Origin of the sequence: Homoserinibacter sp. YIM 151385 (genome assembly GCF_027912415.1) — a bacterium.
In the GTDB taxonomy this organism is placed as follows: Bacteria; Actinomycetota; Actinomycetes; order Actinomycetales; family Microbacteriaceae; genus Schumannella.
Genome location: NZ_CP115175.1, coordinates 35,958 through 48,892, shown reverse-complemented (window position 1 = coordinate 48,892; position 12,935 = coordinate 35,958). Strand labels below are relative to the sequence as shown.

Here is a 12,935-nt window from a genome sequence, read left to right as displayed (position 1 = left end):
GAACAAAAGTCGGGACCAGGCTACCGCGCGCGGCGACCCGCCAGGTACCAGCGCCGGGCGAGGGCCGCTCCGGCCGCGAGGACGCCGACGAGGCCGAGCAGGACGAGCGCGGGCGGCCCGGCGAGTCGGAGGTCCTGCACGGTCGGGAGCAGCACCCCGAGCGGCGACCACGGCGGCCCCGGCTGCTCGGGCGCGACGGGCAGGATCCCGGACGGGACGTCCTCCCCCGTCGTCGTCTCCGCACGGCGGTAGAGGCGCACCCATTCGGCGAGGTCCCCCATGGGGTTCGCGCGCACGGCGGGCACCTCGTCCCGCACGGCCGCCCCCGCATCCACGAGACCGTGGCCGTAGGTGAAGTCGGGGCCTGCCGGTCCCGCATCGCGCGCCGTCGAGATGACGCGCTGGATCACGTTGGCGGCATCGAGGTCGGGGTGCGCGGCGCGGACGAGGGCCACGATCCCCGCGACGATCGGGGTGGCGCCGCTCGTGCCGTCCCAGAGGGCGTAGCCGCCGTCGGGGAGCGCGCCGACGAGGTTCTCGCTCGGCGCCGAGACGCCGATCGTGATGCCCTGCGAGGAGGCGTCGAAGCTCGCGGCACCGGACTCGTCGACGCCCCCGACCGTCAGCACGCCCGGCATGGTCGCAGGCGCGCCCACCTCGACGGTGCCCGATCCCCGGTTGCCGGCCGCCGCGACCACCACGACGTCGTGCTCGGCGGCGTAGAGGAAGGCCTCGTCCCAGCTCACCGGCCAGTCGCGCGTGTTGCGGGTCAGCGACATGTTGATGACGTCGGCGTCGTGGTCGACCGCCCACCGGACCGCCTCCGCGATCTGGGTGTCGGAGTCCGCATCCCCCTCGCCGAAGCCGATCGAGATGGCGAGCAGCTCCGCCTCGGGCGCCGAGCCGATGATGCCCGCGTCGCCCGGCTGTCCGCGGCCGGCCGCGAGCGAGCCGACCATGGTGCCGTGCTCGGCGCCCTCGGAGCCCACGGGGCGCTGCCCGTCCGACGCGCCGAGGCCCGAGAAGTCCGCGCCGTCGACGACCGCGCCGCGGAGGTCGGGATGCGAGCCGGCGACCCCGGTGTCGATGATCGCGATGCGGACCCCGGCCCCGCGGGTCGTCTGCCACGCCTCCCGGATGCCGTACTCGCCGAGCCAGTACTCGCGGTCGCGGACCTGGTCGGCGCTCGCGGAGGCGGCCGGGAGGAGGGTCGCGGCGAGCACGGCGGCGAGGCCGCCCCCGAGGAGGGCGAGGCGTCGCCGAGGGCTCACGGCGCGGCGCCCGGCTCGGCGCAGCGGCACTGCTCGGGCGACCAGTCGGCGCGCGCGAGCGCGAGGTCGCCGATGGGGTTGACGCCCGGCCCCGCGGCGAGCGCGTGGCCGATGAGGGCGTGCAGGCACTTCACGCGGGTCGGCATGCCGCCCGCGGAGATGCCGGCGATCTCCTCGACCTCGCCGTACTGCGCCCGATCGGCGAGGTAGGCCTCGTGCGCAGCGAGGTAGGCGGCCGCGGTGTCGTCGTCCTCCAGCAGCGCCGCGAGCTCGGGCATCACCCCGGAGGCCTCGAGGCGGGATGCCGAGGCCGTCGCGGCGGGGTGCGACAGGTAGTAGAGGGTCGGGAAGGGGGTGCCGCCCGAGAGCCGCGGCGCCGTCGCGACGACGGTCGGGTTGCCGCAGGCGCACCGCGCCGCGATGCCGAGGACGTCGCGCACGGGTCGTCCCAGCTGCTCGGTGAGGACGCGGAGGTCGGCCTCCGAGGGCGGGGCGAAGGGCGGGGTGGTCACGGGGTCTGCCCCTTCTGGACGGGCGAGGCGAGCTCGTCCGGCTCGGCGTCCGTGAGGCCCGCCGTGTAGAGCGACCCGACGAGGGCGCGCATCCAGTCGACGCGGGTCGCCTGGATCTTGTCGCTGATCTCGGGCTCCTCGAGCGAGGCCTCGTCGTCGCCGGAGCCGATCACGAGGTAGCTGACATCGCCGGGGAACACGTAGTACAGGCGGTCGCGCGCCTGCGCCTCGATGTAGGCGGGGTCGCTCCAGCGGTCGACCTGCGCCTGGAGCTCGCCGACCTCCGCCTCGGCCGCCTCGACATCGGCGCGGAGCTGGGCGATGCGCTGCTGCTGCTCGACGAGCGTCTTGAGGCTCGGTGCGAGGACGACGAGCGCGGTGACGATGAGGAGGAGCGCGGAGAGCGCGAAGCCCGAGAGGCGGAACTCGCGGAGCCAGGCCATCGGGCGGCTCTCGGCCGCCATCGCGACGGGCACCCGCTCCGTCCGCTCCCGCTTCGCCACCCGACGATGCTACGGGAGGCGGCTCCGGAAACGCCGAGGTCCCGGGGCGCGCCGCTCAGCAGCGCGCGCCCGGACCTCGGAGCGGCGGATCGGCCCGGAGGCGGGTCCGCCCATGGGAGGATCAGCCCTTGAAGCGCGGGAACGCCGAGCGGCCCGCGTACACGGCGGCATCGCCGAGGAGCTCCTCGATGCGGAGCAGCTGGTTGTACTTCGCGACGCGCTCCGAGCGCGCGGGCGCGCCCGTCTTGATCTGGCCGCAGTCGGTCGCGACGGCGAGGTCGGCGATCGTCGTGTCCTCGGTCTCGCCCGAGCGGTGCGACAGGATCGCGGTGTAGCCGGCGCGGTGCGCCATCGACACGGCGTCGAGCGTCTCGGTGAGCGTGCCGATCTGGTTGACCTTCACGAGGATCGAGTTGCCGACGCGCTTCTCGATGCCGTCCGCGAGGCGGCTCGGGTTCGTGACGAAGAGGTCGTCGCCGACGATCTGCGTCTTCTGGCCGAGCGAGGCGGTGAGCGCCTCGTAGCCGGCCCAGTCGTCCTCGGCCAGCGGGTCCTCGATCGAGACGAGAGGGTAGTCGGCGACGAGCGACTCGTAGTACGCCGTCAGCTCGGCGGCCGAGAGCTCCTGGCCCTCGTACGTGTAGACGCCGTCCTGGAAGAACTCGGTGGAGGCGACGTCCATGCCGAGCGCGATCTGCTCGCCGAGCGTGTAGCCCGCCTTCTCGATGGAGGCGACGATGAAGTCGAGCGCCTCGCGGCCGGTCTGCAGGTCGGGGGCGAAGCCGCCCTCGTCGCCGAGGCCGGTCGCGTGGCCGGCCTTCTTGAGCTCGCTCTTGAGCGCGTGGTACACCTCGGCGCCCCAGCGGAGCGCCTCGGAGAAGGTGGGGGCGCCGATCGGCAGGATCATGAACTCCTGCACGTCGATGCCGTTGTCGGCGTGCGCGCCGCCGTTGATGATGTTCATCATCGGGACGGGCAGGGTGTGGGCGTTGGGGCCGCCCACGTAGCGGAAGAGCTCGAGGTCGGCCGACTCGGCGGCCGCCTTCGCGACGGCGAGCGAGACGCCCAGGATGGCGTTGGCGCCGACCTTCGACTTGTTGTCGGTGCCGTCGACGTCCTTGAGGGTCGCGTCGACGAGGCGCTGGTCGTCGGCCTCGAGGCCCTCGATGGCCGGGCCGAGCTCGTCCTCGACGGCGGCGACGGCCTTGCGGACGCCCTTGCCGAGGTAGCGGTCCTGGTCGCCGTCGCGGAGCTCGTAGGCCTCGAAGGCGCCGGTCGAGGCACCCGAGGGGACGGCGGCGCGGGAGACGGTGCCGTCCTCGAGGAGGACCTCGACCTCGACGGTCGGGTTGCCTCGGGAGTCGAGGATCTCGCGGGCCTGGACGGCCTCGATTGCAGACACGGTGTGTGCTCCTTGTCAGAGGGGGTGTGGTGGTTCGTCGCACAGCCTACTCGCGCGTCATGACGCGCCGAGCGGGCGGAGCTCAGTAGTGGTATCGCGCCTGGAGGATCGTGACCGACTCCGCATCCGCGATGTAGACGAGCCGGTTGACGTCGTCGATCCGCCGCGACCACGCTCCCGCGAGCGCGTGCTTGAGCGGCTCCGGCTTGCCGATCCCCTCGAAGGGATCGCCGCGGCGGACATCCGCGATGAGCAGGTTGATCCGCTTGAGGGTCTTCCGATCCTGCCCCTGCCAGTGGAGGTAGTCCTCCCAGGCCTCGTCGACCCAGACGAGTCGGCGCGTCATCCCTCGATCGGCTCGCGCTCGGTGCCCGCGCCGGCCCGTGCGCTGTCGAGCGCGCGCAGCAGTCGACGTGCGTTGGCGGGCGATCGGAGCAGATGAGCGGTCTCGATGAGCGCGTCGTACTCGTCCTTCGACATGATGACCGCGGCACCGCGCTTCGACGTGATCTCGACCTCGATGTGGTCGAGGTTGACGCGCTCGATGAGGCCGAAGAGATCGGCTCGGGCCTCGCTCGCGGTGATGGCCATCATTCCTCCAAAGTTGTACGAGAAATCGTACCACTCATGACGCGCCGAGCGGGCGGAGCTCCAGGGTCTCGGGGGTCGTCTCGGCGCTCGCGAAGGCGAAGCGCGTGAAGCCCTCCGCGGCGAGCTGGTCGAGCAGCGGCTTCGTGTTCTTCGTGCGGCGGGCGAGCCGCACGCGGGCGCCCTGCGCGAGCAGCGAGGCCTTGAGCACGGCGAGGGATGCCGGGGCGGCGTCGGCGTCGTGGACGATCGCCACGGCATCCTGCGCCTCGCCCTCCCGGAGTGCGACGAGGTCGACGAGCCGCTCGAAGCCGAGCGAGAAGCCGGCGGCGGGGACGTCCTGGCCGAGGAAGCGGCCGATCATGCCGTCGTAGCGGCCGCCGCCGCCGAGCGAGTAGCCGACCGACGGGTGCGCGACCTCGAAGATGGGGCCGGTGTAGTAGCCCATGCCGCGCACGAGGAAGGGGTCGAACTCGAGCAGGCTCGCGCCGTCCGGGAGCGGCTCGGCGCCGGCCGCGAGGCGCGCGGCGTCGACCGCCTCGCCGATCGCGGCGAGCTCCGCGACGACCCGGTCGTCGGCGCCCCCGGGCAGCCCGCGGCGGATCTGCCGCTCGCCGAAGGCGACATATTCCATCGTCTGCGGGCGGCGCAGGAAGTTCTCGAGCTGGTTCACGGCCGCCGCCGTCGCGCCGCGCTCCCGCAGCTCCGCGACGACGCCGGCGGCCTGGATCTTGTCGAGCTTGTCGATCGTGATGAGCACGCTGTCGTGCTCGTCCTCCGCGAAGCCGAACCCGCGCAGCATCCCGACCAGCAGGCGGCGGTCGTTGATGCGGATGCGGGCATCCGAGAGCCCGAGCGCGTCGAGCGCGTCGAGGGTCGCCGCGAGCAGCTCGACCTCGGCGAGCGGGCCGGCCTCCCCCATGATGTCGATGTCGCACTGCATGAACTGCCGGTAGCGGCCCTTCTGGGGGCGCTCCGCGCGCCACACGGGCGCGATCTGGATGGCGCGGAACACCGTCGGGAGCTCGGCCCGGTGGCTCGCATAGAAGCGCGCCAGCGGCACCGTCAGGTCGAAGCGGAGCCCGAGGTCGGCGAGGTCGAGCGCCTGCTCGGCCGACTGCAGGTCCTCCCGGGAGAGACCGCGCTTGAGGACCCCGAAGGCGAGCTTCTCGTTGTCGCCGCCGAGACCGGCGTGGAGGCGGGACGCGTCCTCCATGACGGGCGTCTCGATCTCGTCGAAGCCGTGCGCGCGGTAGACCCCGCGGATGACGCCGAGCACGTGCTCGCGCCGGGTCTTCTCGGCGGGGAGGAAGTCGCGCATCCCGCGCGGCGGGTTCACCTGGTTGACCACGGCGGCCATTCTTCCAGGCTCAGGAGCGGGTGCGGCGCCCCAGCGTGTCGGCGGTCGCCGGCTCCAGCTCGACCGGGCCCGGCCGCTCGGCGCGCACGAGCGCGATGCCGACGAGGATGAGGGCGCCGCCCGCGAGCTGCAGCGGCGCGAGCACCTGCCCCAGCAGCAGCCACGCGACGACGACCGCGAAGACGACCTCGAGCAGGCCGACGAAGCTCGCGAGGCGCGATCCGAGGCGGGCGGTGGCCGCGATCCCGCTCGCGTAGGCGAGCGAGGTGCCGATGAGGGCGACGACGAGCAGCGGCACCAGGAACGAGACCTGCGCGCCGAGCAGCGTCACCTCGCCGAGGTGCCAGGCGAGGGGCAGGATGCCGACGGCGCCGAGCAGGGCGAGCACGAGCCCGCCGAGGAGCAGCCCCGAGGCGGCGAGCGCGACCGGCGGCACGCCGCCGTCGGGCATGGCGCCGAGCAGGAAGTAGGCCGCGAGCCCCACCGCGGCGACGCCCGCGAAGGCGAGGCCCAGGAGGTCGAGCGCACCGCCGCCCGGGCCGATCACGAGCGCGAGCCCGCCGATCGCCGCGACCGACCCGGCGAGGACGACGAGCGCGGGCCGGCGCCGCGTGCGCACCCAGGCGAGGGCGACGAGCAGCACGGGCGCGAGGTACTCGATGAGGAGCGCCGTGCCGATCGGGATGCGGTCGATCGCCGCGAAGTAGGCGAGCTGGGTGAGCGCGATCGGCACGAGGCCGAAGGCGAGCACCCGCCGCCAGGCGCGGGCGAGTCGCCGCCAGCGGCCGCGGAGGGCGACGGCGGCCGGGATCGCGAGGGCGAGGCCCGCGACGAGCACCCGTGCCGTGACGGCGGCGGCCGGCGTCCAGCCGGTCTCGAGCAGCGGCGCGACGAAGGCGCCCGAGACCGCGAAGGCGAGGGTCGACACGAGGGCGAGCACGAGGCCCGCCGCCGTCCGGCTCCCGCCCGCGCTCATGCCGTCCGCATCCGATCCGCGCCGCCCTCGTGCGTGCGCTCCTCGTGCGCCCGCTCCTCGTGCGCCCGCTCCTCGTGCGTGCCCTCGAGCGCTGCCGCCTCCTCGACCGCGGCGTCCGCGATCACGTCGACCGGGACCATGATCTCGATCGGCACCGTCATCGGCATCGCGACCGACTCCGGCTCGGCGAGCGACTCGGCGGGGACCGGCGTCGGGAGCGCCGTCGGGAAGGACATGAGGTCGATGGGCGCCGTCGCGAGCGGCACCGCGAGCGTGACGGGCACCTCGACCGCGGACTCGTCGTCGACGAGCGACGAGGAGGACACGGTCGCGAGCCCGCCGTCGACTGCCACGACCGGGATCGGCATGGTCGCGATGACGACCGGCTGCACGCGCTCGAGCTTCACGACGACGACACCCGCGACGACGAGCACCGTGCCGAGGATCTGGACCTGCTCGATCGCCTGCCCGAGCAGCAGCCAGGCGGCGAGGGTCGCGAAGACGACCTCGAGGAGGCCGAAGAAGCTCGCGGCGCGCGAGCCGAGGAGGCCGGCCGTCGTGATGCCGCAGACATAGGAGAACGCGGTCGAGACGAGCACGAGCAGCGCGAGCGGGAGGATCCACGGCACCTGGGCGCCGCCGAGCTCCACCTCGACGAGCCGCACCCGGATCGGCAGCGCCCCGAGCGCGCCGGCGAGCCCGATCACGAGCGCACCGAGCGCGAAGCCGGAGCCGGCGAGCGCGACCGGCGGCACCTCGTCGCCGGGGACCGCCGAGAGCACGAAGTAGACGGCGACGCCGATCATCGCGAGCGCCGAGAAGCCGACCCCGACGAGGTCGAGCGAGCCGCCGAGGCCCGAGGGGCCGATGACAAGCGCGAGGCCCGCGACCGCGAGGCCGGAGCCCGCGAGCACGACCCGCGCCGGCGCGCGGCGGCTGCGCGCCCAGACCACGACGATGAGGAGCACGGGCGCGAGGTACTGCACGAGCAGCGCCGTGCCGACCGGGATGCGCTCGATCGAGGCGTAGAAGGCGAGCTGCGTGCCCGCGACCGCGAGGACCGCGTAGGCGAGGATGCGGCGGCGGGCCCGCCAGAGGACGACCCAGCGCCCGCGCATGGCGAGGGCCGCCGGCCCCGCGAGCACGAGGGCCGCGAGCGACACGCGGACGAGCGCGACGCCCCCCGGCGTCCATCCCGCGGCAAGCAGCGGGCTCGCGAACGCGCCCCCGAGGCCGAAGGCGAGCGCGGAGGCGACGGCGAGGGGGACCCCGAGCGCGGCACGGCGCGGGGTACCCTGTGCGGACATCATGGGCGGCAGTTCCTGTCAGAGGCTAGATTGGATGACGGTCATGACGCTAACGGTCGAGAGCATCAGGGGTCAAGTGAATGTTTGCCAATGACACGAATGAGTCGCTGGGTTTCGTCGCGAACCTCGTGAACACCGTCCCCGCGGCCTCCGCCAGCGGCGAGGACGAGCTCTCGCTCGTCCCCCAGCTGCACGCGATCCTCGACGAGAACCGCTTCTCCGGGCGACGCGACCGCACGCGCGCCGAGCTCGAGGAGGTCGTCGAGGTGCGCGACCGCCTCGCCCGCTACTGGGAGCTCGAGGAGGCCGCCGCGGTCGCCGAGATCAACGAGGTCCTGAGCGCGGCGAACGCCGTCCCCCAGCTCGTCGACCACGACGACATCGGCTGGCACCTGCACGCGACCGCCGACGACGCCCCGCTCGCCCAGCGCATCCTCGTCGAGGCGGCGATGGCCCTCAGCGAGGTCGTGCGCGCGGGCGGGCTCGACCGGCTCCGCCGCTGCGAGGCCGACGACTGCGGCGGCGTGCTCGTCGACACCACCCGCAACCACTCCAAGCGCTACTGCAGCGTGCGCTGCTCGAACCGCATGAACGCGGCCGCCTTCCGCGAGCGCGCGGCCGAGACGGCGGCGATCGAGCTGCCGGCGCGATGACGCGCGTGGAAGGTCATTCGCGAGGCTGACTCGCATCGGCGCCGCCGACGGCTAGCCTCGCGACATGACCCAGCACTCGCCGGGCGTCGAGGTGACCGGCGCGGCCCGGTCCTTCGGCCCCGTCCACGCCGTCCGCGACGTGTCGCTGCGCGCCGAGCCGGGGCGTGTGACCGCGCTCATCGGGCCCAACGGCTCCGGCAAGACGACGCTCCTGCTCATGCTCGCCTCCCTCCTCGCCCCCGACCGCGGTCAGATCCGCATCGAGGGCGCCGACCCCGTCGCCGACCCGCGAGCGGTCCGCCGGGTCATGGGCTGGATGCCGGACGTGCTCGGATCCTGGGCCTCCCTGAGCGTCCGCACCTCCCTCGAGCTCACCGGCCGCCTCTACGGGCTCGACCGCGCCGCCGCCCGGGCCAGGGCGCTCGAGCTCGTGCAGCTCGTCGACCTCGTGCCGCTCGCCGAGCAGCCCAGCCGGGTGCTCTCGCGCGGGCAGAAGCAGCGGCTCAGCCTCGCCCGCGCGCTCGTCCACGACCCGCGCGTGCTGCTCCTCGACGAGCCGGCATCCGGCCTCGACCCGGCTGCCCGGCACGCGCTGCGCACCCTCATGCGCCGCCTCGCCGACGAGGGGCGCACCATCATCGTCTCGAGCCACGTCCTCGCCGAGCTCGACGAGATGGCCGACGACGCCGTCTTCATGGAGGCGGGCGTCACCGTGAGCGCGGAGCGCATCGCCGCCGCGAAGACGGTGCGCCGCGAATGGCGCGTCCGATCGCGCCAGCCGGAGGCGCTCCGCGGGGCGCTCGAGGCGGCGGGCGTCGCCGCGCCGGACGTCCGCGACGACGGCCCCGGCCTCCTCGTCTCCGTCGCCGGCGACGAGGGCGCGAGCGAGCTGCTCGCCTCGCTCGTGCGCGCCGGCGTCCCGGTCGTCGCCTTCGCGCCCGCGGTCGGCGACCTCGAGCACACCTTCCTCGATCTCTCCACCCGGCGAGAGGGGGCCGGCTCATGAGCGCCTGGCTCGCCGGATTCGGCGCCATCGTCTCCCTCGAGCTGCGGCAGCGCGTCCGCGGCGTCGCCTGGTACATCCTGCTCGGGGTGTTCTTCGTGCTCGTCGGCGTCGTCACGCTCGTGCTCGCGGCATCCCTCGGCACCTGGGCGGAGGAGGCCGGCGGCGGCATCTACTCCGCCGTCGTCTACTTCGTCCTCCTCCTCGCGACGCTCGTGAGCCCCGCCCTCAGCGGCAACGCCGTCAACGGCGACCGGGACGCGGGCACGCTCGCGACGACGCAGGTCACGCTCGTCTCGACGACGCAGCTCGTGCTCGGCAAGCTCGCCGCCTCCTGGGTCTCCTCGGTCGCGTTCCTCGTGGTCGCGATCCCGTTCCTCCTCGTCGCCTCCGCCTTCGGCGGGGTCCGCGCGGACACGGTGCTCGTCTCGATCCTCGTGCTGCTCATCGAGATGGGCGTCGTGAGCGCGCTCGGCGTCGGACTCAGCGGGCTGCTCCGCCGCCCGCTGTTCTCGATCGTCGTCACCTACCTCGCGGTGGCGCTGCTCAGCGTCGGCTCGCTGATCGGCTTCGGGCTCGCGGGCCTCGCCATCCAGACGAGCTACACCTACCGGTACGAGACCTCCGACTACACGGGCATCGACGAGATGAGCGACGAGGAGCCCGCCTGCATCGTCGAGGAGCAGGAGTCCACCGTGCCCCGCTACGACATGGTGTGGTGGATGCTCGCGGCGAACCCCTACGTCGTGCTCGCGGATGCCGTGCCGACGCACTACGACGGCTACGACTCCCCCGACGACCTGTTCGGCTACATCAAGCTCGGGGTGCGCTCGCTGCAGACCCCGCTGTTCGAGACGGCGCCCGAGGACGTGGACTGCGATCTCGACACCTACCGCCAGGGGCCGAGCGGCCGCGAGGTCATCGAGGGCAGCGTGCCGAGCTGGTTCGTCGGGCTCGGCATCCACGTGCTCATGGGCGCGGCGGCCATCGGCGGCGCGATCGCGGTGACGCGGACGCCCTCGAGGCGCCTCGCGGCCGGCAGCCGGGTGGCCTAGCGGGCCGCCGCCTCGGCGGCCCGCACCTCCTCGCGGAGCTCTCGGATCGCGCCGCGGAGCGCCCGCTCCGCATCCATGCCGTTCGACCGCGCACCCTGCACGAGGGCGAGCAGCTCGCGGCCGAGCGTCGCCTCGTCGGCCGCGGTGCCGACCTTCGGCTCGACCTCGACGCCTGCCTTCGCGGCGCGGCCGAGGGTCTTGTCGGCGAGCGCGAGCGCCGGCATGCCGGCGGGGATGCCGTCGAGCACGCTCGTGCGCTCCGGCTTCTGCTCGGCCTTCCACCGCTCCCAGTTGGCGGCGACCGCGTCGGCCGTGTCGGCGACGACGGCGCCGTCGCCGAAGACGTGCGGGTGGCGGCCGATCATCTTCTCGCGCGAGTGCCGGGCGACGTCCTCGATCGTGAAGCGGCCGGCCTCCTCGGCGATGTCGGCGTGGAAGAGCACCTGATACAGCACGTCGCCGAGCTCCTCGACGAGCTCCCCGTCGCCGCCCTCCTCGATCGCCTCGGTGAGCTCGCCGGCCTCCTCGGTGAGGTACTGCACGAGGCTCGCGTGCGTCTGCTCGCGATCCCAGGCGCAGCCGCCGGGCGCGCGGAGGTGCGCGAGCGTGGCGATGAGCTCGTCGAGCTCGGGATGCGGGTGCGGGGCGGGGCGGGGCGCGCTCATGCCCCCATCCTGCCGCGCGCCGGCGCAGGACTCGGAGGATCCGCCGGATCCGAGTCGTTTCCGCCGCGCGAGACCCGATCTTCCGAGTCCCGGTCCGCGCCGCTAGCTTGAGCAGATGGAGGCCGACCCGCTGATCGCGCGACTGCGCACCGCCGGCAGCGTCTACGCCGAGGCGGAGGCCGCGCTGCTGCGCGGAGACGCCCTCGACGAGGTCGAGCTCGAGGAGTGGACGGCCCGGCGCGTGGCGGGCGAGCCGCTGGAGGTCATCGTCGGCTGGGCGGCGTTCCGCGGGCTCCGGCTCCGGGTCGCGCCCGGCGTCTTCGTGCCCCGGGCCCGCACGGGCGCCGTCGTCGAGCGCGCGGTGGCCCTGCTGCCGGAGGGCTCTCGCGAGGTCGTCGTCGACCTCTGCTGCGGGGTGGGTGCGATCGGCGCCGCCGTCCAGGCCGAGCGTCCGGAGGTCGAGCTCATCTGCGCCGACATCGATCCGACGGCCCTCGAGTGCGCGCGGGAGAACGCGCCGGGCGCGATCGTCGTCGAGGGCGACCTCTTCGAGGCGCTGCCGACCGGCATCCTCGGCCGGGTCAGCGTGCTCGCGGCGAACGCGCCGTACGTGCCGAGCGACGACATCCCGCTCATGCCGCGCGAGGCGCGGCTCCACGAGCACCGGGTCGCCCTCGACGGCGGCGTCGACGGCCTGGCGGTGCATCGCCGGATCCTCCAGGGCGCGGCCACCTGGCTCGCGCCTGGCGGGCACGTGCTCATCGAGACGAGCCGCGGCCAGGCGGATGAGCTGCTCGCCGCCGCGGAGGCCGCGGGCCTGCGCGCGCGGATCACGCGGGACGAGGAGCTCGACGGCACGGTGATGATCGCCCGGCTTCCGTGACGGAGGATGGTCTGGTGACCTCCGCTCTCGTCGCGCTGCTGCTCGTCGTCCTCGCCGTGCTCGTGTGGCGCGCGGTGACGCGCGAGCGCCGCGACTACGCGCGGTTCAAGCGGCTGCGCACGACGCTCGCCCGGCAGCGCGTGTACCGGCGGTGGCTCACCGAGTCGATGGCGCTCATGGGCGGGCTCTCGGCGGCGATCCTCCTCGCGGCGTGGCCGTTCGTGCCGCAGGCGCTGCGCGAGGCGCGCGAGCCGACCTGGATCGCGTGGCCGGTCGCGCAGCTCGGCACGCCTCCCGGGGTCGCGGTCGCCGCCGGCCTCGGCATCCTGGTCCTCGCCGCGCTCGTCGTGCCGGTGCTCGCGCTCCGCGGGAAGGTCGACGAGATCCCCGCCGTCGGCGATGTCGGCGCGCTCCTCCCCCGCACCCGCGGCGAGCTGCGCTGGGGCGCCGCCCTGGGTGCGAACGCGGGCGTCGTCGAGGAGCTGCTGTTCCGGCTCGCGCTGCCCGCACTCCTCTTCGGCGTGCTCGGCGACGGCCTCCTCGCCTTCGGCATCGCGGCGGTCCTCTTCGGCCTGCTGCACCTCTACCAGGGCTGGACGGGGGTCCTCGCGACGACGGCGCTCGGGCTCGTCATGACGCTCGTCTACGTCGTCACCGGCTCGATCCTGTGGCCGATCCTGCTCCACGCGGCGATCGACCTCCGGTCGCTCGTGCTCATCCCCGTCGCACTGGGAGGCGTCTGGCGTGAGCGCTGACC

15 protein-coding genes are annotated in these 12,935 nt (G+C 74.0%); 5 read left to right on the top strand and 10 right to left on the bottom strand.

All coding sequences use genetic code 11. The features are described 5' to 3' along the window. Window positions 1-20: 20 nt before the first annotated feature. The 9 genes from OF852_RS00245 to OF852_RS00205 all read right to left on the bottom strand — a co-directional run bounded on the left by OF852_RS00245 (window position 21) and on the right by OF852_RS00205 (window position 7,922). The gene (locus OF852_RS00245) at window positions 21-1,271 is read right to left on the bottom strand and encodes a S8 family serine peptidase (RefSeq protein WP_442908635.1); all 1,251 of its coding nucleotides are present in this window, start codon (window positions 1,269-1,271) and stop codon (window positions 21-23) included. Beyond that, on the bottom strand, window positions 1,268-1,783 hold the full coding sequence (locus OF852_RS00240; protein WP_271119813.1) for a DUF501 domain-containing protein: 516 nt from the start codon (window positions 1,781-1,783) through the stop codon (window positions 1,268-1,270). The genes OF852_RS00245 and OF852_RS00240 overlap by 4 nt, the downstream gene beginning before the upstream one ends. Beyond that, window positions 1,780-2,286 (bottom strand): FtsB family cell division protein, encoded by a 507-nt coding sequence (locus OF852_RS00235; RefSeq protein WP_271119812.1) that lies wholly within the window; start codon window positions 2,284-2,286, stop codon window positions 1,780-1,782. The genes OF852_RS00240 and OF852_RS00235 overlap by 4 nt, the downstream gene beginning before the upstream one ends. A 121-nt stretch (window positions 2,287-2,407) precedes the next feature. Continuing rightward, a complete protein-coding gene (eno, locus tag OF852_RS00230) occupies window positions 2,408-3,688 on the bottom strand; it encodes a phosphopyruvate hydratase (RefSeq protein WP_271119811.1) in 1,281 nt (426 codons plus the stop codon). 82 nt (window positions 3,689-3,770) lie between these two features. Beyond that, the gene (locus OF852_RS00225; protein WP_271119810.1) at window positions 3,771-4,034 is read right to left on the bottom strand and encodes a Txe/YoeB family addiction module toxin; all 264 of its coding nucleotides are present in this window, start codon (window positions 4,032-4,034) and stop codon (window positions 3,771-3,773) included. Then, window positions 4,031-4,279: a type II toxin-antitoxin system Phd/YefM family antitoxin gene (locus tag OF852_RS00220; protein WP_271119809.1), complete on the bottom strand. Its 249-nt coding sequence runs from the start codon at window positions 4,277-4,279 to the stop codon at window positions 4,031-4,033. Before OF852_RS00220 ends, OF852_RS00225 begins: the two co-directional genes overlap by 4 nt. Before the next feature lie 34 nt (window positions 4,280-4,313). Then, window positions 4,314-5,597: a histidine--tRNA ligase gene (locus tag OF852_RS00215; RefSeq protein WP_271121187.1), complete on the bottom strand. Its 1,284-nt coding sequence runs from the start codon at window positions 5,595-5,597 to the stop codon at window positions 4,314-4,316. Window positions 5,598-5,646: 49 nt separating this feature from the next. Next, the gene (locus OF852_RS00210) at window positions 5,647-6,612 is read right to left on the bottom strand and encodes an EamA family transporter (RefSeq protein WP_271119808.1); all 966 of its coding nucleotides are present in this window, start codon (window positions 6,610-6,612) and stop codon (window positions 5,647-5,649) included. Beyond that, the gene (locus OF852_RS00205) at window positions 6,609-7,922 is read right to left on the bottom strand and encodes an EamA family transporter (RefSeq protein ID WP_271119807.1); all 1,314 of its coding nucleotides are present in this window, start codon (window positions 7,920-7,922) and stop codon (window positions 6,609-6,611) included. The genes OF852_RS00210 and OF852_RS00205 overlap by 4 nt, the downstream gene beginning before the upstream one ends. A gap of 77 nt (window positions 7,923-7,999) precedes the next feature. Between OF852_RS00205 and OF852_RS00200 the strand changes: the two genes are divergently transcribed. The 3 genes from OF852_RS00200 to OF852_RS00190 all read left to right on the top strand — a co-directional run bounded on the left by OF852_RS00200 (window position 8,000) and on the right by OF852_RS00190 (window position 10,630). After that, entirely contained in the window at window positions 8,000-8,572 is a 573-nt protein-coding gene (locus OF852_RS00200) for a CGNR zinc finger domain-containing protein (protein ID WP_271119806.1), read from the top strand. A gap of 64 nt (window positions 8,573-8,636) precedes the next feature. Continuing rightward, window positions 8,637-9,578: an ABC transporter ATP-binding protein gene (locus OF852_RS00195; RefSeq protein WP_271119805.1), complete on the top strand. Its 942-nt coding sequence runs from the start codon at window positions 8,637-8,639 to the stop codon at window positions 9,576-9,578. Continuing rightward, window positions 9,575-10,630: an ABC transporter permease gene (locus tag OF852_RS00190; RefSeq protein ID WP_271119804.1), complete on the top strand. Its 1,056-nt coding sequence runs from the start codon at window positions 9,575-9,577 to the stop codon at window positions 10,628-10,630. Before OF852_RS00195 ends, OF852_RS00190 begins: the two co-directional genes overlap by 4 nt. Here OF852_RS00190 and OF852_RS00185 read toward each other — a convergent pair. Beyond that, window positions 10,627-11,295 carry a MazG family protein gene (locus OF852_RS00185; RefSeq protein ID WP_271119803.1) on the bottom strand — a complete coding sequence of 223 codons (669 nt, stop codon included), beginning with the start codon at window positions 11,293-11,295 and terminating at the stop codon, window positions 10,627-10,629. The two genes, OF852_RS00190 and OF852_RS00185, sit on opposite strands and share 4 nt — an antisense overlap. A gap of 115 nt (window positions 11,296-11,410) precedes the next feature. Here OF852_RS00185 and OF852_RS00180 point away from each other — a divergent pair, with 115 nt between their 5' ends. Both OF852_RS00180 and OF852_RS00175 read left to right on the top strand, forming a co-directional pair. Further along, window positions 11,411-12,178 carry a putative protein N(5)-glutamine methyltransferase gene (locus OF852_RS00180; RefSeq protein WP_271119802.1) on the top strand — a complete coding sequence of 256 codons (768 nt, stop codon included), beginning with the start codon at window positions 11,411-11,413 and terminating at the stop codon, window positions 12,176-12,178. Between the two features lie 14 nt (window positions 12,179-12,192). Then, a complete protein-coding gene (locus OF852_RS00175) occupies window positions 12,193-12,933 on the top strand; it encodes a CPBP family intramembrane glutamic endopeptidase (protein WP_271119801.1) in 741 nt (246 codons plus the stop codon). Window positions 12,934-12,935: the final 2 nt, after the last annotated feature.

What these genes read in the sequence shown, in the direction of transcription:
- OF852_RS00205 (WP_271119807.1), bottom strand. Translation starts at nt 7,922, where the DNA reads ATGATGTCCGCACAGGGTACCCCGCGCCGTGCCGCGCTCGGGGTCCCC.
- OF852_RS00180 (WP_271119802.1), top strand. Translation starts at nt 11,411, where the DNA reads ATGGAGGCCGACCCGCTGATCGCGCGACTGCGCACCGCCGGCAGCGTC.
- OF852_RS00190 (WP_271119804.1), top strand. Translation starts at nt 9,575, where the DNA reads ATGAGCGCCTGGCTCGCCGGATTCGGCGCCATCGTCTCCCTCGAGCTG.
- OF852_RS00225 (WP_271119810.1), bottom strand. Translation starts at nt 4,034, where the DNA reads ATGACGCGCCGACTCGTCTGGGTCGACGAGGCCTGGGAGGACTACCTC.
- OF852_RS00215 (WP_271121187.1), bottom strand. Translation starts at nt 5,597, where the DNA reads ATGCGCGACTTCCTCCCCGCCGAGAAGACCCGGCGCGAGCACGTGCTC.
- OF852_RS00200 (WP_271119806.1), top strand. Translation starts at nt 8,000, where the DNA reads ATGTTTGCCAATGACACGAATGAGTCGCTGGGTTTCGTCGCGAACCTC.
- OF852_RS00195 (WP_271119805.1), top strand. Translation starts at nt 8,637, where the DNA reads ATGACCCAGCACTCGCCGGGCGTCGAGGTGACCGGCGCGGCCCGGTCC.
- OF852_RS00185 (WP_271119803.1), bottom strand. Translation starts at nt 11,295, where the DNA reads ATGAGCGCGCCCCGCCCCGCCCCGCACCCGCATCCCGAGCTCGACGAG.
- OF852_RS00220 (WP_271119809.1), bottom strand. Translation starts at nt 4,279, where the DNA reads ATGGCCATCACCGCGAGCGAGGCCCGAGCCGATCTCTTCGGCCTCATC.
- OF852_RS00210 (WP_271119808.1), bottom strand. Translation starts at nt 6,612, where the DNA reads ATGAGCGCGGGCGGGAGCCGGACGGCGGCGGGCCTCGTGCTCGCCCTC.